The organism is Stenotrophomonas sp. STEN030, from assembly GCF_056759995.1.
Genome location: NZ_JBRREB010000024.1, coordinates 50,973 through 71,356 on the forward strand (window position 1 = coordinate 50,973; position 20,384 = coordinate 71,356).

Genomic DNA, 20,384 nt, shown 5'->3' on the forward strand with positions numbered 1-20,384 from the left:
GGAGCGGCGTAAGCCGCGAAGTAGGCTGATCATCAGATGGCACGGATGCCGAGGGTTCAAACAAGGTCAGCTTCGCGGCTCACGCCGCTCCTACGGGCATGCCTTGCTAGATGCTCGCGGCCGTGAACATCGCCAAGCCGATGCACAGCAGCATCAGGCCGGCGAACGCCAATGGTTTGATCCGCAATCTGGATGCGCTGGCATCGCCTTCTTCGCAAGCTGGGCGCGCGCGATGGATCAGATCCAACGGGTAGTGCTTGCTGGCCATCGCATCGTCACAGGCATCCATGCAGTTGCCGCATTCGATGCAGCTGCTGGAGCGGCCATTGCGGATATCAAGCCCGATCGGGCAGGCCGCAACGCAGGCGCCGCAGTCGGTACAGTCGCCCAGATGGACCGGGCTGAATTTGGGCATGGCGCCGGCAATGGCCGGGTGGGCGGCGCGGAATACATAGTCGGCCGCGGTGGTTGCATCGAGCAGCCCGCGTGATCGGTGCAGCACGCTGGCGTTGTCCTGGCCGCGCTGGCCACGCGGCTCACCGCGCGGCGCGTTGTATTGGATGCAGGGCATACGTGCATCGGCAATCAGCGGTTGCACGCGGCTGTAAGGGCAGAGATAGCTGCAGACTTGCTCGTGCAGATACACCACGTTTGCCCAGGTGGCCAGGCCGTAGAAACTGATCCAGAAGAATTCCCAGCCGCTGAGCGTGAGTGTGAGTGCGCCGTGCGCCAGCTCTGCGATAGGCGTGAAGTAGCCCACAAGGCTGATGCCAGTCCATAGCGAGATTGCCGCCCACAACGCGTGCCGCAGCGGTGTTCCCAGTGGCTTCGCCCTGCCTTTGAAATCGGTCAGGCGGGTCAATCTGCGGAACAGGCGGGTCAACACCGTCTGCGGGCAGGCATAGGTGCACCACAGGCGCCCGTAGAGGCTGGTGGCTAGGCAAAGCAGGGCCAATGCGGCCAGGGCAAGCCAGAGCAATGGTATTGACTGCTCCGGTTGCATCGAGATGCCGGTGACCTGGAACTGGCGTGCATCGATGTCGAGCAGCAACCAGGGCTTGCCGCCCCAGTGCAGCCACGGCAGGCCATAGAATGCCGCCAACATCGCCAGGCTGATGAGCTGGCGGAACCTGTCGCGTCTGCGCGCGTTGCCGGCGCTGGCTTCGCCGATGCTGCGCACTGGCTTCATTCGAAAACTTCCTCCTGCTCGCGTGCGGGGCGCAATAGCAGCGCTGTCACTGCGCACGCGCACAAGGTGCCAGCCCAGAACATGAAGAAGCCAAGCGAGTAGCCCACTTCACGGCTGATTACGTGCTGCGGGAAGCTGATCTGCTGCAGTTCCGGCGGGTCGATGAATGCAAAAAAAACCGCCGACATCACCGCCGCGGTAAAAAAGCTGGGCCACACCACGGCGCCCAGACGTTGGATCATTGGCAGCGGGCGGCGGATGCTGGAGTCGGCAGAAGCGGTCATTGTGGATTCCTGGGGGCCTCTTGGCGAAGGAATAGAATCGGGTTGGCAGCGCTACGGTTCAGCGCCAGCTGGTAACCCAGTGTGCAAGGCTAGGGGCTGCGCGCACGCGCGTCGTTGATCCTGATCAAGAACAGGATGTGGCCGGGCATGGTTGATTTGGGTCAGATAACAGGAGGTGTGTTGTGCGGGCTGGACCGGATGTATGCACTGAGGAAGAGGTTGAGCTGCTGGTTCGGCGCTTCTACGCGCGGGTGCGCGAGGATGCGGTGCTCGGGCCGATATTCGAGGCGCGGGTACACGATTGGGAGGCGCATCTGCTGCAGCTGATTGATTTCTGGTCGGCCCTGCTGCGCGGAACCTCGCGCTTCAGTGGTGCGCCCATGCCCAAGCATCTGGCCATCCCCGGGCTGGAATGGCCGATGTTCGAGCGCTGGCTGGCGTTGTTCGCACAGACCACGGCGGAGCTGGGAAACCCAGCGATGCAGTCCCTGGCCGATGAGGCGGCGGGGCGGGTCGCCGCCTCGATCTGGCGGCGCTACCAGTCCCCTTCGTTCCCGATACTCTGAACGGCAGGGTGGCTGGTCCTGTTCATGAATGGGCAAATTGATCTAACTCAAGGCGAGGGCGCTTGGGCAGGGGCAAGCTGGCAGCATGAACATGCCACTGCCGACCTCAAACGCCCTGGGCTGGACCTTCGATGCGGATCTGCTGCGTCGGCATGACCGGCCGGGGCCGCGCTATACGTCCTATCCAACCGCACCGCATTTTCATGATGGTTACGGTCAGGCGCAGTTCTGCGCGGCGGTAGCGCGTAGCAACGCGGCCGGGCGGCCGATGTCGCTATATGTGCATGTGCCGTATTGCAGCAGCCCGTGTTTCTACTGTGGCTGCAACCGCGTGATCAGCCGCGATCGCAGCAAGGGCGAGCATTATGTCGACCAGCTGCTGGTGGAAGCGGATTGGTTGGCGCCGCTGTTTGCACGTGAGCGCGAAGTGGTGCAGCTGCATCTGGGCGGCGGCACCCCCAACTTCCTGGCCCCCGATCAGCTGCGTCGATTGATTGGTGGACTCGAGAAACTGTTCAATTTCAGCCAGAGCAGTGCACGCGATTTCTCTATCGAGCTGGACCCGCGCTCGGTCAGTGTCGACGACATCGGTGTGCTGGCAGAGCTGGGCTTCAATCGCGCAAGCCTCGGCATCCAGGACTTCGACCCGCAGGTGCAGCAGGCGATCAATCGCGTGCAGGAAGTGGATGAGACGATGGCCATCATCCAGGCCTGTCGCGACTACGGCATGCGTTCGGTCAACGTGGATCTGATCTATGGTCTGCCGTTGCAGACACTTGCCGGTTTTGGCCGCACGCTCGATACGGTGATCCAAGCGCGCCCGGATCGTCTGGCGATTTACGGCTACGCGCATCTACCGCATATGTTCAAAGCACAGCGCCAGATCCAGGACCGCGATCTGCCCGACCCGGAGCAGAAGCTTGCGTTGCTGGGGCTGGCCGTCGAACGGCTGTCGGCGGCCGGTTACCAGTACATCGGCATGGATCATTTCGCGTTGCCGGAAGAAGACCTGTCGCGCGCACAGCGTGCAGGCAGCCTGCATCGCAATTTCATGGGCTATACCACCCATGCCGACAGCGACCTGCTGGGGCTGGGGGTCAGTGCGATCAGTCATATCGACAGCAGCTACAGCCAGAATCCGCGCGATCTCAAGGACTGGGAGGCAAAGATTGCCGAGGGTGGCGTGCCGGTATGGCGCGGGTTGGAGCTGGATGGGGACGACATGCTGCGCGCGGAGTTGATCCAGCAGTTGATGTGCCACGGCAGCGTGGATGGCCGTGCGCTGGCGCGGCGGCATGATGTCGATTTCGACATCTATTTTGCCGAGGAGCTGATTGCACTGCGCCACCTGCAGGATGACGGCTTGGCCAGTTACTGCGATGGTGTGGTCGCGGCCACCGAGCAGGGCAGGCCCTTGCTGCGCCTGATAGCGATGTGCTTTGACCGCTATCTGAAGGCGGCGCAGCAGCCAGCGCGCTACTCGCGGGCGATCGGCTGAGGCCATGCTGGCGGCGGGTTCAGCGCCGCCGCCAATCTTCGTGATTCACAATTGGATCGCAATCAGGCACGCTATGACGATGCCCGGATGGCGAAACTGGTAGACGCATCGGACTTAAAATCCGCCGGCCGCAAGGCCTTGCCGGTTCGATTCCGGCTCCGGGCACCAGTTCGCAACCTCAGGGGATGGCATGAGCGCCGAGATCACCGCCGCGGCATCGCCGCAGATCGCCATTATTGGGTTGGGCTATGTTGGCCTGCCATTGGCCGTCGAGTTCGGCAAGACGCTCGATACCCTGGGTTATGACATCGATACCGCCCGCGTCGCAGAGTTGCAGGCAGGGCACGACCATACGCTGGAACTGGACGACGCCGAGCTGAGTGCGGCGTTACATGCGCGCTACACCGCGGACAAGACCGAGCTGGCCGGGCGCAATGTTTTCATCGTCACCGTGCCGACGCCGATCGATGCCTACGAGCAGCCGGACCTTGCTCCTTTGCGCGGCGCCAGTGCGTTGATTGCGGCTGTGCTCAAGCGCGGGGATCTAGTTATCTACGAATCCACCGTGTATCCGGGTACCACCGAAGAGGTATGCGTGCCGCTGCTGGAGCAAGGCTCCGGGCTGCGCTTCAACCAGGATTTTTACTGCGGCTACAGTCCGGAGCGGATCAATCCGGGTGACCGTCAACGGCGATTGCCGGATATCAAGAAAATCACCTCAGGCTCCACGCCCGAGGCCGCCGCAGTGGTTGATGCCTTGTACCGGCGCATCATCACCGCTGGCACCTGGCCGGCGTCGTCGCTACGCGTGGCCGAGGCGGCTAAAGTGGTGGAGAACATCCAGCGCGACGTGAACATTGCCTTGGTCAACGAACTGGCGCTGATCTTCGACAAGCTGGGCATCGACACGTTGGATGTGCTGGAAGCGGCGGGCACCAAGTGGAATTTCCTGCCGTTCCGGCCTGGCATGGTCGGCGGGCACTGCATTGGCGTTGACCCCTACTACCTGCTGCATAAATCCGAGAGCGTGGGTTACCACCCGGATCTGATCCACACCGCGCGGCAGGTCAATAACCGTGTGGTGGCGCATGTGGTCACCCGTGTACGTGGCTTGCTCGAAGAAAAGAACAAGCCGTTGCAGAGCGCGCGCGTGCTGGTGCTGGGGGTTACCTTCAAGGAGGATTGCCCTGACCTGCGCAACAGCCGTGGGCTGGATCTGGTGCAGATGCTGGCGGCCGCGGGTGCGCAGGTGGATGCGTTTGATCCTTGGGCCGATCCGCGCAATGCGCATGACATGGGCGGTGTAGAGCTTGTGAAGGCGCCCCAGCAAGGTGTCTACGATGCGGTGGTGTTGGCGGTGGCCCATCAACAGTTCCGTGCCTTTGATGCGGCGCAGATCCGTGCCTTGGGTGTGCCGGACATGGTGGTCTACGATGTGAAATCGGCCTGGCCGAGGCAAGTAGTGGACGACCGGTTGTAGAATCCGCCATCCGTGTAGGTTGAGGACGGTAATGCATCGTTATCTGGTTTATGTGCTGGCACTGATCCTGCTGCCAGTATCACTGGCGCTGGCTAGTCACTGGCCTGCTTGGTACTGGGGCGTTGGCCTGTTCGGCCTGATGGCGGTGCTCGGCACCTGGGATGTGTTGCAGCGGCGCAGTGTTCTGCGCCGCAACTATCCGGTGCTGGCGCATTTCCGCTACGGCTTCGAATCCATTGGCCCGGAAATCCGTCAGTATTTCGTGCAGAGCGATCTGGAAGACGTTCCGTTCTCGCGGCAGCAGCGCCAGCTGATCTATCAGCGTTCGCGCAATGAGATGGATGTGGTGCCGTTCGGCACACTGCGCAGTGCGTATGCGGTTGACTACGAATGGATCAATCACTCGCTGGCGCCTACCAGCATTGCGCACCACGATTTCCGTGTGGTGATCGGGCCAGAGTGCGCCAAGCCTTATTCGGCCAGTGTGTTCAATATCTCGGCGATGAGCTTTGGTTCCTTGTCGGCCAATGCGATCCGCGCGCTGAACAAGGGCGCCAAACTTGGTGGCTTCTGCCACGACACCGGTGAAGGTTCCGTCTCGCCGTATCACCGTGAGAACGGTGGTGATCTGGTCTGGGAAATCGGCTCGGGCTACTTCGGTTGCCGCGATGAAAACGGCCGTTTCAGTGAAGAGCGCTTTGTCGAGAACGCGAGCTCCGATCAGGTCAAGATGATCGAGATCAAGCTGTCGCAGGGGGCAAAACCCGGCCATGGCGGTGTGTTGCCGGCGGCCAAGGTCAGTGCTGAAATTTCCGCGACGCGTGGCGTGCCGATGGGGGTGGATTGCGTATCTCCGTCCAAGCATTCGGCATTCTCCACACCGATCGAACTGCTGCAGTTTGTTGCGCGCCTACGCGAGCTGTCCGGTGGCAAGCCGGTTGGTTTCAAGCTGGCCATCGGCCATCCATGGGAATGGTTCGGCATCGCCAAGGCGATGCTGGAAACCGGGATGCTGCCGGACTACATCGTGGTCGATGGTGCCGAAGGTGGCACCGGTGCAGCGCCGGCCGAATTCATCGATCACGTTGGTGTGCCGATGAACGAAGCGCTGATTCTGGTGCACAACACCTTGGTCGGGCTTGGCCTGCGTGATCGCATTCGATTGGGTGCGGCCGGCAAGGTGACCACGGCCTTCGACATTGCCCGCACCATTGCCTTGGGTGCTGACTGGTGCAATGCCGGGCGCGGTTATATGTTCGCGCTGGGCTGCATCCAGTCGTTGAGCTGCCACAACGACAAATGCCCGACCGGTATTGCCACCCAGGACCCGAGTCGCTGGCGTCATCTTGAGCCGGTCGACAAGGGCCAGCGCGTGTTCAATTACCACCAGAACACCATGCGCGCGCTGCGTGACCTGCTCGGCGCTGCTGGCCTGCACGATACGTCCGAGCTGGGCCCTGAGCACATCCTGCGCCGCGTATCGCCGGTGGAGATCCGCTCGCTGGCCAGCCTGTACCGTTACCTCGGACCGGGCGAATTGTTGAACAAGGTGCCTGAGCACACCGTGTTCCGCGAGTATTGGGCTGAGGCGCGCAGTGATTCGTTTACTCCGCCGGCCCGGATTGCGGCGCTGCGTACCAGCAAGATGCGCTGAATGGCGAGGTTCCGTGCCGGCATTCTTGCTGACATACCTGCGCTTTGGGCGCTGCGTACACGCTGTGTGCGCGAGACCTGCTGCAGCCACTATCCGGCAGAGGTGATCGCGCGTTGGTCAGCATCTCCGGCACCACCACAACTGCCGTTGCTGATCGAGGCTGGCGGTTGCGTGGTGGCCGAGGATGCGGACGGGGCGTTGCTGGGCTACGGCGTGATCGATCTTGCGACCAACGAAGTAGACGCATTGTTTGTTGATCCCGACATGTCGGGGCAAGGCATCGGCGCGGCCTTGATGGAGTGCTTGCAGGGCATGTCCGCGCCAGAGCGGGCATTGCAGCTTTCGGCATCGCTGAACGCGGTGCCGTTCTACCTGCGAATGGGATTTGTTGCCGACGGCGAAGCGCTGTATCCGCATCCCAGCGGGGTGGCCTTGGCCTGCATGCAGATGCACAAGGATGGCCGCAAACACAGCGATTGATGCCAGGCTGGGCATTGCGCCCGGCCTGGTTCACGTCTGTGGTCATTGCTTCAGGCCATTGCTGGCCTTTCCCGTCTAGCGCGTAGTGGCTTGCAGCCAGCGTGCCACGCCTTCCGCTGCACGCTGGCCGCTGGCATAGCAGGCGGTCAGCAGGTAACCGCCGGTTGGGGCTTCCCAGTCCAGCATCTCGCCAGCGCAGAACACGCCCGGTTGCGCGGTGAGCATCAGCCCGGCGTCCATTGCTTCCAGCCGCACGCCACCGGCGGTGCTGATGGTTTCTGCCATGGGGCGCGGCCGCAGCAACTGCAGCGGCAGACGTTTGAGCGTGCGCGCGACAGCTTCAAGATCATTGCCGGCATCTTTGCCCAACACTTCAAACAACAGCCCAGCCTTGGCTGCATCCAGAGCAGCTGCACGACGCAGGTGTTCACCGAAGCTGCGGCCCTTGCGGGCGCGGGCGAGGTCGGCGAGCAGGCGAGCTTCGTCACGGCCGGGGACCAGATCCAGTTCCAGTGTCACCGCGCCATCGCGGTTGAGGGTTTCGCGCAGGTCCGCGGCCAGTGCATAGATCAGACTGCCTTCAATGCCGTACTGGCTGACCACGCATTCGCCCTGCAGCGACTGTGCTTGCCCCTGCAGATCGGTCCAGTGCGCAACCACAGGTTTGATCGGTGCGCCGGCATGACGGTCGCGGAAGTGGGCAGTCCAGTCGATGTCGAAGCCGCAGTTGGCCGATTGCAGCGGCGCGGTATCAACGCCGCGTTCCTGCAAAACCGGCATCCAGCTGCCATCGGAGCCAAGCTCCGGCCAACTGCCACCGCCCAGTGCCAAGACAGTGGCATCGGCCTTGACGCTGACCTCGCCTTCAGCGGTTGCCATGCGCAGGCTGCCGTCCGGGTTCCAGCCCAGCCAGCGATGTTGCACATGGAAGCGCACGCCTTGTTCCTTCAGTCGGCGCACCCAGCCGCGCAGCAGAGGTGCTGCCTTGCGATCCACCGGGAACACGCGGCCGGAGCTGCCGACATAGGTTTCCACGCCAAAGCCCTGCGCCCAGCGGCGCAGGGCATCGGCATCGAAGCCGTCCAGCCAGGTTGCGACTTCGGCCTGGCGTTCGCGGTAACGGCTGTCGAACAGTGGGCGCGGGTCGGAATGGGTGAGGTTGAGCCCACCCTTGCCGGCGATCAGGAACTTGCGACCGGGCGAGCCCTTGGCCTCGTACAGGTTGACGGCCAGACCGGCTGCGCGCAGATGCTCGGCGGCAAACAGACCGGCCGGGCCGCCGCCAATGACGGCGACGGTTTTGTCAGCGAGGTTTGACATCGAGCAGTTCTACATCGAAGACCAGTGAGGAGCCGGCCGGGATCGGGCCGACGCCACGGTTGCCATAGCCGTATTCGGCCGGAATCATCAGGGTGCGCTTGCCGCCGACCTTCATGCCGACCACGCCTTCATCCCAGCCGCGGATGACCTGCTTGTCGCCAAGGTTGAAGCTGAACGATTCGCCGCGATCCACCGAACTGTCGAACTTCTCACCGTGCTTGTCGGGCTTGCGCTCGTCGTAGATCCAGCCGGTGTAATGCACGCTGACCTTGCTGCCGGCGACTGCTTCAGCGCCGCTGCCGGGCACGGTGTCGATCTGCTCGAACTTGGCAATGGTGCCGCCCGGAGGCGGGCCCGGCGGGGTGCAGCCGGCGGCCAACAGGGACAGCAGCAGCGGGATGAACAGACGGCGCATGGCGCGCTCCGTTGGAAAGGGGCGTGCAGGGTAGCGCATCGCCGCCGGGTATCATTGCGGCATGGCCAAACTGCTGCTCAATCTGCGTAATGTCGGTGACGACGAAAGCTTCGAGGTCGGCGAACTGCTCGACCGCAATGGCATCGCCTGGTATCGGACAGAACCCAGCCCCTGGGGCATCTCCAATGGCGGGATCTGGCTGCGTGAGAACGATGATCTACCGCGCGCGAAAGACTTGATGGCGCGCTATCAGGCTGAACGCCGGCAACGGGTGCGTGACGAGCGCGAGGCGGCGTTGCGGGACGGCAGTGCGGAGACGTTCGGTTCGATGTTGCGGAGCCGGCCGCTGTTTGTAGTGGCGGTGCTGCTGGGGATGGTGGTGGTTTCGGCTTTGGTATTACTGCCGTATTTCCTGCTGCGAGGGTAATGGAGCGGTGTTGGCGCTGAGCGTCGTGTTCCTACCGAAGGCAAGGATTAGCTCCCTCCCTTTGCCGCAGGCAAGGGGGGGAGAAGGCCTGCTTGCGGGCCACTGGCGCGCGGCCTGATGAACGACCGAAGGCTGTGCCTTCGGGCCGGGCGGGTTGAGGAGGGGGTGGTTTTGGGCTTTTCAGGCACCGCCAGCTTCGCGGCTTATGCCGCTCCTACAAGGCCATTCAGGCATTGCCGGCTTCGCGGCTCACGCCGCTCCCACAAACGTGGCCCGGGGCGGTCGTTTAAACTATGCGCATGATCGTTAATACCGCTGCCTATCTTTTCGTGCCGCTGGCTGATGCCGAAGCCTTGACCGCTACCTTGCATGAGCGCGCAAAGGCGCTGGAGCTGCGTGGCACCATCCTGATCGCGGAGGAGGGCATCAACCTGTTCCTCGCCGGTAGCAGCGACGGTATTGATGGCTTCTACAGCCAGCTCAAGGCCGATGTGCGCTTTGCCGACATGCGCATCAAATACAGCCACAGCCAGATGCAGCCGTTCGCCAGGCTGAAGGCCAAGTTCAAGTCGGAAATCATCAGCTTCCGCCGCGAAGACGGCCAGCCGTTGGATTACCCGCGCGCACCCAGCGTGGCCCCGGCTACCGTGCAGCGCTGGTTGCGGCAGGGTCACGATGACGATGGCAAGCGCGTGGTGATGTTGGATACGCGCAACTGGCAGGAATTCGCCCACGGCACCTTCGAAGGTGCGCTGACCCTGCCAATCGCCAAGTTCACCGATCTGCCAGCCGCGCTGGAGCCGCACCGCGAGGCGCTGGCCGATGCCACCGTGGTCAGCTTCTGCACCGGCGGCATCCGTTGTGAAAAGGCTGCGCTGTGGATGCAGAACGATGGCATGCATAACGTGCTGCAGCTGGAAGGCGGCATCCTCGGCTACTTCGAGGAAGTGGGCGGCGAAGGCTATGACGGCCGCTGCTTCGTGTTTGATGAGCGCGTGGCGCTGGATGCACAGCTACAGCCGCTGGTGGACCGGCAGGACGAAGTCCAAGCCTGAGAAGGCATGGGTTTCAAGCCTGCACAGGTGGGGCGTGGGAAACAGTGTCCCGGTGGAAGTCGCGGTGACTGCATGGAGAATGCAAGGACAAACCCCATGTCCTTTGCATCGTCCATGGAGACCGCCGAATGATCCCACTTTCCATTCTTGACCTGGCCCCGGTCTGCGAGGGCTCAACCCCGCAGCAGGCCTTCGCCAACATGCTGGAACTGGCCCAGCACGCTGACCGCTGGGGCTATCACCGCTATTGGCTGGCCGAGCACCACAACATGCCCGGTATCGCCAGCGCCGCGACCTCGGTGCTGATCGGGCATGTGGCCGGTGGTACCTCGCGTATCCGCGTGGGCTCCGGTGGGGTGATGCTGCCCAACCATTCGCCGCTGCAGGTGGCCGAGCAGTTCGGCACGCTGGCTTCCTTGTATCCGGATCGCATCGATCTGGGTCTGGGTCGGGCGCCCGGCACCGATCAGCCTACGGCGCGCGCATTGCGCCGCTACTTCGACAGTGCCGATCAGTTCCCGCAGGACGTTACCGAGCTGCTGCATTACTTCGCACCGGTACAGCCCGGGCAGACGGTACAGGCCGTGCCCGGTGGCGGCATTCCGGTGCCGGTCTGGTTGCTGGGTTCGAGTCTGTTCAGTGCGCGCTTGGCGGCGGCGATGGGCCTGCCGTTTGCGTTTGCATCGCACTTCGCACCGGATGCGATGGATGAGGCGCTAGCGCTGTATCGCCGCGACTTCCGCCCTTCCGGGCACTTGCAGGCGCCTTATGCGATTCTGGCGCTGAACGTGGTGGCCAGTGATTCGGAGGCCGAGGCGAAGCGGTTGTTCACCAGTCAGCAGCAAGCCTTCGTCAATCTGCGACGCGGCACACCGGGGCGGATTCCGGCGCCAGTGGATGACATCGAATCGTTCTGGGCACCGCATGAAAAGGCCGGTGTCGAGCGTGCCTTGGCGTGCAGCATCGTCGGCGATGCGACGCAGGTAGCGGAGGGCTTGCTGGCCTTCGTCGAGCGCCATCGCCCGGATGAAATGATGTTGGCTGCCAACATCTATGATCCTGCGGCACGTCTGCGATCGTTCGATCTGGCGATGCAGGCATGGCAGCGGGTGGGAGCGGCGTAAGCATCAGCTTCCTGAAGGGCGCAGCTTTGTTGTGCTTGGGGCTTTGCAAGGGAACGCAGCTTTGTAGGAGCGGCGTAAGCCGCGAAGCTGGCGCCAAAGAAACCACCTGTGCCTGTGCAATCTGATCGACAATCAGCTTCGCGGCTTACGCCGCTCCCACAGTGTTGATGTGGCGCCGGTAATGCCTCTGCCGAGCATGGCTCGGCACTACGCTGCTGCTCCCTCCCTTTGGCGTAGCCAAGGGGAGGGTTGGGGAGCGGTGCTGGTAAAGCCTCTGCCGAGCATGGCTCGGCACTACCGTGCACCGCGCGCCGTCAGCTGGTCATGCGCTCGAACAGTGCGATGCTTTCGCTGATCAGCTGGCCGGAGCCGAAACCGAAGAACAGGCCGGCGGCAATCGCGCCGAGCCAGTTGAACAGCATCAGCGCGCCATCGCGTTCGAGCAGTGCCAGTGCGAACAACAGCAGCTGGAAGCCGAACAGGTAGTTAGTGAACGGAATCGGCAGCGACAGCAGCAGGCCGACCAGCAACAGCAGTACGCCGGTGAGCATGCGCGCCGGCAATGGCACGATCAGCACGCCCAGCCGTGGCTTGAGCATCCGGTCCAGACGCTGCAGCGGTCGGCTGATCTTGCTGAGGAACTTGTGCACGGTGCTGCGCTTGGGGCCGCGGCGGGCAATGAAGCCCGGTAGCCACGGCCGCGACATGCCAAACAATAATTGGCTGCCGATCAGGAATACCAGTGGACTGCTGACCGCGCCGCCGATGCCCGGAATCGGGATGAAAGCGGGCAGGATGGCGATGAACAGGAATACGCCGAAGGCGCTCTGTTCCAGGCCTTGTAGAACCTTGCCCAGCGGCAGATGTTCATCCGGGTCGCCGCGTTCGAACATCGCCAGCAGGGTGCGGATGCCTTCATTGCGATAGCCGCCGGTCTCTGTCCTGCTGGCGTCCGGCGAGGTGCCGTCCGGGTCAACCGGTGGTGTCATCAGTGTCTTCTTCCGGCAGCCTGCGCAGCAGCAGCTTGTCGATGCGGGCGCCGTCCAGGTCGACGATCTCGATGCGCCAACCGGCCCAGTCGAAGTATTCGCTCGCGTGCGGAATGCGGCCGAAGTAGTGCATGCACATGCCGGCGATGGTGTAGTAATCGCCTTCCTCGGCGTCCGGCAGCTCGGCACCGTTCATCAGCTCCTGCAGGTCGTCCACCGGTAGCGAGCCGTCGACCAGCAATGAGCCGTCTTCGCGGGTGACAACCAGTGCGTCATCGTCGGTGTTCTCGGTGGCCTGCAGGCGGCCGACCACGGCGCCCATCAGATCAGAGATGGTCACCAGGCCCTGGATCTCGCCGTACTCATCCACCACCAATGCCATCGACTGGTGTTCCTCGCGGAAGATCTCCAGCAGCTTCATCGCGTGGGTGGATTCGGAGACGTACAGCGTCTCGCGCAGGTTCTCGAACAGGTTGTGGCTGCCGCCGCTGAGGCGGGTGACCAGGCTCTTGACCTCGAGAATACCGGCGATGTCCTGGTCGTTGCCGCGATACACCGGGTAGCGCGAGAACGAATGGTCACGCATCGCAGCCAAGTTCTTTTCCGGGTCGGCGTTGGTGTCCAGCCAGGCGATGCGGTTGCGCGGGGTCATCAGGCTGTCGGCGGTGCGATCACCCAGGCGCATGACGCGGTTCATCATGTCGCGCTCGTGGCTGTCGATGACGCCCTGCTCATGGCTCTCGGCCACCAGCATGCGGATCTCTTCTTCACTGACCGAGGCGGACTCGGTCTTGCCCAGGCCGAGCAGGCGCAGCACCAGCCGGGTCGAGTGCGACAGCAGCCAGACGCCGGGGGCGGCGATGCGTGCCAGCCAGCTCATCGGCACCGCGACAATGCCTGCGATATCCTCGGAGCGGGTCAAAGCGACGCGTTTTGGCACCAGTTCGCCGAAGATCAGCGTCAGATAGGTGATAAGTGCGACTGCCAGGGTCTTGCCGAGGAACTCGGACCACGGCTGCACCGCACCGAACAGCGAGAAGTTGGCTGACAGGGCAGGGAAGAGGGCTTGCAGGTGCTGGGCGATAGCGCCGCCAATCGCGTCGCCGCCGTAAACACCGGTCAGGATGCCGATCAGGGTGATGCCGATCTGCACCGTGGACAGGAAGTTCTCGGGTTTTTCGGACAGGGCCAGGGCGCGCGCTGCGCGCTTGCTCGAACCGGCCAACTGCTTGAGGCGGCTCTTGCGCGAGGTCATGACCGACATCTCGGACATGGCAAAGAACCCGTTCAGTAGAATCAGGGCCAGGACGATAAAAAATTCAAACACGGGTCTCTCCCCGGGTTGGTGACAGGGAGGGCGGGTGCTTGCGGCTGCGGCGGGCGCTCAGGAGCGGGATCCGGCGCTGTGGCGGGGGATAAGGGTCGTCTTCCATAGGGTGCACCGCGAGGGCGCTGGGCGATATTAGCAAACCGTCAGGGCTCAGGTGCGACCGCCCGTTCACATTTCAGGGCTAAAAAACTCGCCGGGAATACCCTGAATGCCATCTAGCCGTCATAATTCGCCCCTGATGCCGTCCCTCCCGCGACGGCGAATAGGCTCCCCATGTTTTCGTTGCAGACCATCTTTGGCTCCGGCAAGCAGTTCTATACCTATCTCGACGAGGCCGCGCAGGCAGCCTATGACGGTGCCAAAGCACTGCACAGCATGATGCGCGAGGCCGATCGTCAGCCGGCGCTGGATGCATTCAAGCTTGCCCGTCTGCGCGAACGCGCCGCCTCGGACAAGATCAGCCAGGCACTGGTTGACAGTTTCATGACCCCGATCGAGCGCGAGGACATCGAAGCGCTGGGTTCGGCGCTGTACAAGATTCCCAAGCAGATCGAGAAGTTTGCTGACCGCTACTCGCTGGCCGTGCAGCACCTGGACCAGATCGACTTCGCCCCGCGCGCGGCGATGCTGGAGCAGGCCGCAGGCGTCGTCGTGGAGATGGTCAATGACCTGCGCCACATGAACCTGGACCGCATGACCGCGCTCAACGAGAAGCTGCGTTCGCTGGAGAACGAGGCTGACCGTCTGATGCTTGAGCTGTACCGCGACATCTACTCCGGTCGCTTGGACAACCTGCAGATGTTCCTGCTCAAGGAATTCTTCGAGATCCTGGAAAAGGCCATCGACCGTTGCCGCGAAGCGGGCGTGGTGGCTTACCAGATCGTGCTCAAGAACAGCTGACGGGGACGCTCTATGCTCACCCTCGTCCTGGTGGTGATTCTGGCCGCGCTCGTCTTCGAGTTCATCAACGGCTTCCACGACACCGCCAATTCAATCGCCACCGTGGTGGCAACCAAGGTCCTGTCGCCCGGTTGGGCGGTGATGTTGGCCGCTTTCATGAACCTGATCGGCGCGCTGACCGGCACCGCGGTCGCGCTGACCATCGCCAATGGCCTGCTCAACACCGATGTGGTCGATGTGACCCCGCAGGTGATTCTGTGCGCGCTGCTTGGCGGCATCGTCTGGAACCTGATCACCTGGTGGAAAGGTCTTCCGTCCTCTTCTTCGCACGCCCTGATCGGTGGTCTGTGTGGCGCCGGTCTGGCCGCTGCACATAACAACTGGGATGCGCTGATCTGGTCGCAGAACGTCGGCAACTGGGCGCAGAACAAGGGCCTGTTGTGGAAGGTGTTCGTGCCGATGATCACCTCGCCGATCGCCGGCTTCCTGCTCGGTATCGTGGTGATGTGCCTGTTGTGGGCAATCATCGCCGGCATGGCCCGTGTGGGTGGCATGCTCGGCCGCCTGGCACGCCCGCGTTGGGTCAATGCCTTCTTTGGCAAGGCGCAGATCGTGTCGGCGGCGTACATGGGTTTTGCCCATGGCCATAACGATGCGCAGAAGACCATGGGCATCATCGCGATGACCCTGGTCGGCGCCGAGGCAACCGGCGCGCTGAACGACCTGCCGTCGTGGCTGGCCTTCATGCATCCCGATGCCAATGCCGGCAATGGCATCGCCATGTGGATCGTGCTGACCTGTGCGGTGGTGATGGCTGCCGGTACCGCCTCGGGCGGCTGGAAGATCATCAAGACCCTGGGTCACAAGATGGTCAAGCTGCACCCGATCCACGGCTTTGCCGCGGAGACCAGCTCGGCCACCATTCTGACCCTGGCTGCGCACTTCGGCATGCCGGTCTCGACCACCCACAGCATCTCCACCGCGATCATGGGCGTTGGCTTTGCCAAGAACCCCAAGTCGCTGCGTCTGGGCGTGATCGAGCGCATCCTATGGGCCTGGATCCTGACGATCCCGGCGGCAGGCGGTTGCGCTTACCTGATCCTGCGTCTGTTCGAAATGGTGGGTTGGAACTGAGGTTTTTGGTTCGGAGTCTGCAAACAGAAACCCGCCAGCGATGGCGGGTTTTTTGTTGGGTGGAGCCGGGTGTTGTTGTGCTGTTTGTGGCAGCGGCGTGAGCCGCGAAGCTCGCAAATTATCAGGTGGCAAATGGCCCCTGTCTTGTCGGCAATGCCAGCTTCGCGGCTTACGCCGCTCCCACAAAAGAGATGGCGGCGCGCGGGCAACAAAAAGCCCGCCGGTGAGGGCGGGCTTTCGGTGTGGTGAGATTGCCAGGATCAGGCTTCCAGCGAAGCCAGATCGCCCTTGCTTTCCAGCCAGCCCTTGCGGTCCGGTGCGCGCTTCTTGGCCAGCAGCATGTCCATCAGCGCCGAGGTCTGCTCGCTGTCGTCTACGGTCAGCTGCACAAGGCGGCGCGTATCCGGGTGAATTGTGGATTCGCGCAGCTGCGAGGGGTTCATCTCGCCCAGGCCCTTGAAGCGGGTGACGCTGACCTGACCGCGGATCTTCTCGCGCTCGATCTTGTCCAGCAGCGAACGCTTCTCTTCTTCGTCCAGCGCATAGAACACCTGCTTGCCCACGTCGACGCGGAACAGCGGCGGCATCGCCACGAACACATGGCCGGCATCCACCAGCGACGGGAAGTGGCGCAGGAACAGCGCCGCCAGCAGGGTGGCGATGTGCAGGCCGTCGGAGTCGGCGTCGGCCAGGATCACCACCTTGCCGTAACGCAGGCCGGACAGGTCGTCCTTGCCCGGGTCGCAGCCAATGGCGATGGCCAGGTTATGGACTTCTTCCGAAGCCAGTACGCTGCCCGAGGCGACCTCCCAGGTGTTCAGGATCTTGCCGCGCAGCGGCAGGATGGCCTGGAAATCCTTGTCACGGGCCTGCTTGGCGCTGCCGCCTGCCGAGTCACCTTCCACCAGGAACAGCTCGGTGCGCGACAGGTCCTGGCTGATGCAGTCGGCCAGCTTGCCGGGCAGGGCAGGGCCCTGGGTGACCTTCTTGCGGGTGACCAGCTTTTCGGTCTTCAGGCGGGCGCTGGCGCGCTCGATGGCGATCTGCGCGATCTTTTCGCCCAGCTCCACGTTCTGGTTCAGTAGCAGGCTGAAGGCGTCGTGCACGGCGCCTTCGACGAAGCCGGCGGCCTGGCGCGAGGACAGGCGTTCCTTGGTCTGGCCGCTGAACTGCGGGTCGGTCATCTTCAGCGACAGCACGAAGGCAACCCGGTCCCAGACGTCTTCCGGGGCGAGCTTGACGCCGCGCGGCAGCAGGTTGCGGAAGTCGCAGAACTCGCGCAGCGCCTCGGTCAGGCCGGTGCGCAGGCCGTTGGCGTGGGTGCCGTGCTGGGCGGTCGGGATCAGGTTGACGTAGCTTTCCTGCACCAGCTCGCCTTCCGGCAGCCAGGCCACGGCCCAGTCAACGATCTCGGTTTCCTTCTTGACGCTGCCGGCGAACAGGTCGGCTGGCAGCATTTCGCGCTCACCCAGCTCGGCCTTCAGGTAGTCGCGCAGACCGTCTTCGTAATACCAGGTGTCAACTTCGCCAGTGGCTTCGTCGGTCAGCTTGACGGTCAGGCCCGGGCACAGCACGGCCTTGGCGCGCAGCAGGTGGCGCAGTGCGCGCACGTTGAACTTGGGCGTATCGAAGTACTTGGGGTCGGCCCAGAAGCGCAGGCGGGTGCCGGTGTTCTTCTTGCCGACGCTGCCGACCACTTCCAGCGGGCTGGCGCGGTCGCCATCGCGGAAGGTGATGCGGTGCTCGGCGCCGTCGCGGCGGATATGGATCTCGACCAGCGTGGACAGGGCGTTGACCACCGACACGCCGACGCCGTGCAGGCCGCCGGAGAAGGTGTAGTTGCGGTTGTTGAACTTGCCGCCGGCATGCAGCCTGGTCAGGATCAGTTCGACGCCCGGGATCTTTTCTTCTGGATGGATGTCCACCGGCATGCCGCGGCCGTCATCGCTGACCTCGCAGCTGCCATCCTTGAACAGGGTGACTTCCACGGTCTTGGCGTGGCCGGCCAGGGCCTCATCGACCGAGTTGTCGATCACTTCCTGCGCCAGATGGTTCGGGCGGGCGGTGTCGGTATACATGCCAGGACGGCGTTTGACCGGGTCCAGGCCAGAGAGGACTTCGATGTCAGCGGCGTTGTAACGGGCGTTCATGGATCTCGGTAGGGCGCAAATCGACGTGGGAGTGTGCGGTCTGGCGGCGATTTTTGCACGCAGGGCATTCAGGGCCGGGGCAGCTGTCACGGGTTATGCTGTACACGGTTCCTAAACAGGCCCGCCGTGTCTGGCTGGGCAAGCCGAGGAGGTTTTGGATGAAAACGTCAAAATTGCTGGCTCTAAGTGTTGTTGTCGCTGCGGTTGCCGCCGTTCCCTTCGTGATGGCGCAAAGCGCTGACAAGGGCAAGGCCGCCGAGGCTGCACAGGCTGCCCCGGTCGACAAGGCGCAGAGCGAAGCCGAGCAGAAGGCCAAGCGCCGCGCTGCCGCCGCTGCCCAGGACAAGGCCAAGGCTGACCAGCCGGCGCCGCGTGAAGAAGAGGAAGAGGAAGCCCGTCGCCGTCGCTGACGCGGTTTCACCGAGTTTCAAGGACGCCCCGGCGCAGGTCGGGGCGTCTTTTTTTTAATCCGCCGCATCCAGTGCTTGGGTGTTTTGGCGACAACCTTTAAACTAGGGCTTTCCGGGAGGCAGTGAGCCGTGACCCCCCTTATTTTTGTTACCGGTGGTGTGGTGTCCTCGCTTGGCAAGGGCATTGCAGCCGCGTCTCTGGCCTCGATTCTCGAGGCGCGTGGCCTGAAGGTCACCATGATGAAGCTGGATCCGTACATCAACGTCGATCCAGGCACGATGAGCCCCTTCCAGCATGGCGAGGTCTATGTCACCGACGACGGTGCCGAGACCGACCTGGACCTGGGTCATTACGAACGTTTCGTCCATAACCGCCTGAGTCGCAAGAACTCGGTGACCACCGGGCGTATCTACGAGAACGTGATCCGCAAGGAGCGTCGTGGTGATTACCTGGGCGCCACCGTGCAGGTCATTCCGCATATCACCGACGAAATCCGTCGCTGCATCGACGAGGCCACTGCTGGCTTCGACGTGGCGCTGGTGGAAATCGGCGGCACCGTCGGCGACATCGAGTCGCTGCCGTTCCTGGAGGCCATCCGCCAGGTGCGCACCGAGCGTGGCCCGGAGAAGGCGCTGTTCATGCACCTCACCCTGGTGCCGTATATCGCGGCCGCCGGTGAGCTGAAGACCAAGCCGACCCAGCATTCGGTCAAGGAACTGCGCTCGATCGGCATCCAGCCGGACGTGCTGCTGTGCCGTTCCGAGCAGGCGATTCCGGATTCGGAGCGCCGCAAGATTTCGCTGTTCACCAACGTTTCCGAGCGCGCCGTGATCAGCGTGCCGGACGTTGAAGTGCTGTACCGCGTGCCGATGGGCCTGCATGCGCAGGGCCTGGACGAGATCGTGGTCAACCAGCTCAAGCTGGGTGACAAGGCCGGTCCGGCCGACCTGTCCGAGTGGGAAGCCGTGCTGGATGCAGCGCTGCACCCGCTGGACGAAGTGACCATCGCGGTGGTCGGCAAGTACGTCGACCATCAGGATGCGTACAAGTCGGTGGGCGAGGCGCTCAAGCACGGTGGTCTGCGCCAGCGCACCAAGGTCAATCTGAAGTGGCTGGAAGCGCAGGAGCTGGAAGAAACCGGCCTGTCTGCGCTGGATGGCGTGGACGGCATCCTTGTGCCGGGCGGCTTCGGTGATCGCGGTTTCGAAGGCAAGGTGCTGACCTCGCAGTTCGCCCGTGAGCAGAAAGTGCCGTACTTCGGCATCTGCTACGGCATGCAGGCGGCGGTGGTTGATTTCGCCCGCCATGTGGCCGGTCTGGAAGGTGCCAATAGCACCGAGAATGATCGCCAGTCGCCAAACCCGGTGATCGGCCTGATTACCGAATGGCGTACCGCCACCGGTGAAGTCGAGAAGCGTGACGAGAAGTCCGACCTGGGCGGCACCATGCGCCTGGGTCTGCAGGAGCAGCGCCTGAAGCCGGGCACCCTTGCCCGTGAGCTGTACGGCAAGGACGTGGTGTCCGAGCGTCATCGCCACCGTTACGAGTTCAACAACCGCTACCGCACCCAGTTGGAAGACGCGGGTCTGGTGATCGCCGGCAAGTCGATGGATGACACGCTGGTGGAAGTGGTTGAACTGCCGCGTGACCAGCACCCGTGGTTCCTGGCCTGCCAGGCACACCCGGAGTTCCTGTCCACCCCGCGTGGCGGCCACCCGCTGTTCATCGGCTTCATCCGCGCCGCGCGCGAGAAGAAGGCCGGCGGCAAGCTGCTGCAGGAAGCCCGCGCCTGAAAAGGTAGTGCCGAGCCATGCTCGGCAGGGGCCCGCCCAGGGAAATGACAGGTAGTGCCGAGCCATGCTCGGCAGGGGCCTGCCCAGGGAAATGACAGGTAGTGGCCCGCCCAGAAGGGGAAAGGGGGGTCCCCGAAAAACCAGAACCGCCACACGAGCGGCGCGACAAAAGGCCTCGCACAACG

Annotated in this window: 19 protein-coding genes and 1 tRNA gene; 13 read left to right on the forward strand and 7 right to left on the reverse strand. The window is 63.2% G+C overall.

The genetic code is table 11. The annotated features are described in order from the left end of the window. Positions 1-106: 106 nt before the first annotated feature. Positions 107-1,189, reverse strand: a complete 1,083-nt coding sequence (locus tag ACVOLR_RS10300; RefSeq protein ID WP_481536330.1) for a 4Fe-4S dicluster domain-containing protein — start codon at positions 1,187-1,189, stop codon at positions 107-109. After that, complete coding sequence (locus ACVOLR_RS10305) at positions 1,186-1,473, reverse strand: hypothetical protein (RefSeq protein WP_481536331.1); 288 nt, start codon at positions 1,471-1,473, stop codon at positions 1,186-1,188. The genes ACVOLR_RS10300 and ACVOLR_RS10305 overlap by 4 nt, the downstream gene beginning before the upstream one ends. Positions 1,474-1,655: 182 nt before the next feature. Here ACVOLR_RS10305 and ACVOLR_RS10310 point away from each other — a divergent pair, with 182 nt between their 5' ends. The 6 genes from ACVOLR_RS10310 (at position 1,656) to ACVOLR_RS10335 (ending at position 7,151) form a co-directional block, all read left to right on the forward strand. Continuing rightward, positions 1,656-2,039 carry a group III truncated hemoglobin gene (locus tag ACVOLR_RS10310; RefSeq protein ID WP_481536332.1) on the forward strand — a complete coding sequence of 128 codons (384 nt, stop codon included), beginning with the start codon at positions 1,656-1,658 and terminating at the stop codon, positions 2,037-2,039. 85 nt (positions 2,040-2,124) lie between these two features. Further along, on the forward strand, positions 2,125-3,537 hold the full coding sequence (hemN, locus tag ACVOLR_RS10315) for an oxygen-independent coproporphyrinogen III oxidase (RefSeq protein WP_481536333.1): 1,413 nt from the start codon (positions 2,125-2,127) through the stop codon (positions 3,535-3,537). Between the two features lie 81 nt (positions 3,538-3,618). Continuing rightward, a tRNA-Leu gene (locus tag ACVOLR_RS10320) sits at positions 3,619-3,705 on the forward strand. A gap of 22 nt (positions 3,706-3,727) precedes the next feature. Then, a complete protein-coding gene (locus ACVOLR_RS10325; protein WP_481536334.1) occupies positions 3,728-5,017 on the forward strand; it encodes a nucleotide sugar dehydrogenase in 1,290 nt (429 codons plus the stop codon). Positions 5,018-5,048: 31 nt separating this feature from the next. After that, the gene (locus tag ACVOLR_RS10330) at positions 5,049-6,671 is read left to right on the forward strand and encodes an FMN-binding glutamate synthase family protein (protein ID WP_481536335.1); all 1,623 of its coding nucleotides are present in this window, start codon (positions 5,049-5,051) and stop codon (positions 6,669-6,671) included. Beyond that, positions 6,672-7,151: a GNAT family N-acetyltransferase gene (locus tag ACVOLR_RS10335; RefSeq protein ID WP_481536336.1), complete on the forward strand. Its 480-nt coding sequence runs from the start codon at positions 6,672-6,674 to the stop codon at positions 7,149-7,151. It abuts the gene before it with no gap. A gap of 75 nt (positions 7,152-7,226) precedes the next feature. Here the strand turns inward: ACVOLR_RS10335 and ACVOLR_RS10340 are convergent, their stop codons facing one another. After that, complete coding sequence (locus ACVOLR_RS10340; RefSeq protein WP_481536337.1) at positions 7,227-8,471, reverse strand: TIGR03862 family flavoprotein; 1,245 nt, start codon at positions 8,469-8,471, stop codon at positions 7,227-7,229. Beyond that, the gene (locus ACVOLR_RS10345) at positions 8,455-8,886 is read right to left on the reverse strand and encodes an FKBP-type peptidyl-prolyl cis-trans isomerase (RefSeq protein WP_481536338.1); all 432 of its coding nucleotides are present in this window, start codon (positions 8,884-8,886) and stop codon (positions 8,455-8,457) included. Before ACVOLR_RS10345 ends, ACVOLR_RS10340 begins: the two co-directional genes overlap by 17 nt. A gap of 61 nt (positions 8,887-8,947) precedes the next feature. On the opposite strand from ACVOLR_RS10345, the gene ACVOLR_RS10350 reads away from it, so the two are divergent. From ACVOLR_RS10350 to ACVOLR_RS10360, 3 genes are all read left to right on the forward strand, one after another. Further along, positions 8,948-9,313: a DUF6164 family protein gene (locus tag ACVOLR_RS10350; RefSeq protein ID WP_481536339.1), complete on the forward strand. Its 366-nt coding sequence runs from the start codon at positions 8,948-8,950 to the stop codon at positions 9,311-9,313. Between the two features lie 299 nt (positions 9,314-9,612). Continuing rightward, positions 9,613-10,368 (forward strand): sulfurtransferase, encoded by a 756-nt coding sequence (locus ACVOLR_RS10355; protein ID WP_481536346.1) that lies wholly within the window; start codon positions 9,613-9,615, stop codon positions 10,366-10,368. A gap of 128 nt (positions 10,369-10,496) precedes the next feature. Then, positions 10,497-11,492 carry an LLM class flavin-dependent oxidoreductase gene (locus ACVOLR_RS10360; RefSeq protein WP_481536340.1) on the forward strand — a complete coding sequence of 332 codons (996 nt, stop codon included), beginning with the start codon at positions 10,497-10,499 and terminating at the stop codon, positions 11,490-11,492. Between the two features lie 314 nt (positions 11,493-11,806). On the opposite strand, the gene ACVOLR_RS10365 is transcribed toward ACVOLR_RS10360, so the two are convergent. Together ACVOLR_RS10365 and ACVOLR_RS10370 are read right to left on the reverse strand one after the other, a co-directional pair. After that, entirely contained in the window at positions 11,807-12,481 is a 675-nt protein-coding gene (locus ACVOLR_RS10365) for an exopolysaccharide biosynthesis protein (protein WP_481536341.1), read from the reverse strand. Then, positions 12,465-13,808 carry a hemolysin family protein gene (locus ACVOLR_RS10370; RefSeq protein WP_481536342.1) on the reverse strand — a complete coding sequence of 448 codons (1,344 nt, stop codon included), beginning with the start codon at positions 13,806-13,808 and terminating at the stop codon, positions 12,465-12,467. The genes ACVOLR_RS10365 and ACVOLR_RS10370 overlap by 17 nt, the downstream gene beginning before the upstream one ends. Before the next feature lie 276 nt (positions 13,809-14,084). Here ACVOLR_RS10370 and ACVOLR_RS10375 point away from each other — a divergent pair, with 276 nt between their 5' ends. Both ACVOLR_RS10375 and ACVOLR_RS10380 read left to right on the forward strand, forming a co-directional pair. Further along, a complete protein-coding gene (locus ACVOLR_RS10375) occupies positions 14,085-14,711 on the forward strand; it encodes a DUF47 domain-containing protein (RefSeq protein WP_057628278.1) in 627 nt (208 codons plus the stop codon). A 12-nt stretch (positions 14,712-14,723) separates the two neighbouring features. After that, positions 14,724-15,845 (forward strand): inorganic phosphate transporter, encoded by a 1,122-nt coding sequence (locus tag ACVOLR_RS10380; protein ID WP_481517041.1) that lies wholly within the window; start codon positions 14,724-14,726, stop codon positions 15,843-15,845. Positions 15,846-16,105: 260 nt separating this feature from the next. On the opposite strand, the gene parE is transcribed toward ACVOLR_RS10380, so the two are convergent. After that, positions 16,106-17,995 carry a DNA topoisomerase IV subunit B gene (parE, locus tag ACVOLR_RS10385; RefSeq protein ID WP_481512989.1) on the reverse strand — a complete coding sequence of 630 codons (1,890 nt, stop codon included), beginning with the start codon at positions 17,993-17,995 and terminating at the stop codon, positions 16,106-16,108. Between the two features lie 158 nt (positions 17,996-18,153). Here parE and ACVOLR_RS10390 point away from each other — a divergent pair, with 158 nt between their 5' ends. Then, positions 18,154-18,405, forward strand: coding sequence for a hypothetical protein (locus ACVOLR_RS10390; protein ID WP_481536343.1), 252 nt, complete (start codon positions 18,154-18,156; stop codon positions 18,403-18,405). Between the two features lie 129 nt (positions 18,406-18,534). After that, positions 18,535-20,199 (forward strand): CTP synthase, encoded by a 1,665-nt coding sequence (locus ACVOLR_RS10395; protein ID WP_481536344.1) that lies wholly within the window; start codon positions 18,535-18,537, stop codon positions 20,197-20,199. Positions 20,200-20,384: the final 185 nt, after the last annotated feature.

What these genes read in the sequence shown, in the direction of transcription:
- ACVOLR_RS10300 (WP_481536330.1), bottom strand. Translation starts at nt 1,189, where the DNA reads ATGAAGCCAGTGCGCAGCATCGGCGAAGCCAGCGCCGGCAACGCGCGC.
- ACVOLR_RS10305 (WP_481536331.1), bottom strand. Translation starts at nt 1,473, where the DNA reads ATGACCGCTTCTGCCGACTCCAGCATCCGCCGCCCGCTGCCAATGATC.
- hemN (WP_481536333.1), top strand. Translation starts at nt 2,125, where the DNA reads ATGAACATGCCACTGCCGACCTCAAACGCCCTGGGCTGGACCTTCGAT.
- ACVOLR_RS10325 (WP_481536334.1), top strand. Translation starts at nt 3,728, where the DNA reads ATGAGCGCCGAGATCACCGCCGCGGCATCGCCGCAGATCGCCATTATT.
- ACVOLR_RS10330 (WP_481536335.1), top strand. Translation starts at nt 5,049, where the DNA reads ATGCATCGTTATCTGGTTTATGTGCTGGCACTGATCCTGCTGCCAGTA.
- ACVOLR_RS10335 (WP_481536336.1), top strand. Translation starts at nt 6,672, where the DNA reads ATGGCGAGGTTCCGTGCCGGCATTCTTGCTGACATACCTGCGCTTTGG.
- ACVOLR_RS10340 (WP_481536337.1), bottom strand. Translation starts at nt 8,471, where the DNA reads ATGTCAAACCTCGCTGACAAAACCGTCGCCGTCATTGGCGGCGGCCCG.
- ACVOLR_RS10345 (WP_481536338.1), bottom strand. Translation starts at nt 8,886, where the DNA reads ATGCGCCGTCTGTTCATCCCGCTGCTGCTGTCCCTGTTGGCCGCCGGC.
- ACVOLR_RS10350 (WP_481536339.1), top strand. Translation starts at nt 8,948, where the DNA reads ATGGCCAAACTGCTGCTCAATCTGCGTAATGTCGGTGACGACGAAAGC.
- ACVOLR_RS10355 (WP_481536346.1), top strand. Translation starts at nt 9,613, where the DNA reads ATGATCGTTAATACCGCTGCCTATCTTTTCGTGCCGCTGGCTGATGCC.
- ACVOLR_RS10360 (WP_481536340.1), top strand. Translation starts at nt 10,497, where the DNA reads ATGATCCCACTTTCCATTCTTGACCTGGCCCCGGTCTGCGAGGGCTCA.
- ACVOLR_RS10365 (WP_481536341.1), bottom strand. Translation starts at nt 12,481, where the DNA reads ATGACACCACCGGTTGACCCGGACGGCACCTCGCCGGACGCCAGCAGG.
- ACVOLR_RS10375 (WP_057628278.1), top strand. Translation starts at nt 14,085, where the DNA reads ATGTTTTCGTTGCAGACCATCTTTGGCTCCGGCAAGCAGTTCTATACC.
- ACVOLR_RS10380 (WP_481517041.1), top strand. Translation starts at nt 14,724, where the DNA reads ATGCTCACCCTCGTCCTGGTGGTGATTCTGGCCGCGCTCGTCTTCGAG.
- parE (WP_481512989.1), bottom strand. Translation starts at nt 17,995, where the DNA reads ATGAACGCCCGTTACAACGCCGCTGACATCGAAGTCCTCTCTGGCCTG.
- ACVOLR_RS10390 (WP_481536343.1), top strand. Translation starts at nt 18,154, where the DNA reads ATGAAAACGTCAAAATTGCTGGCTCTAAGTGTTGTTGTCGCTGCGGTT.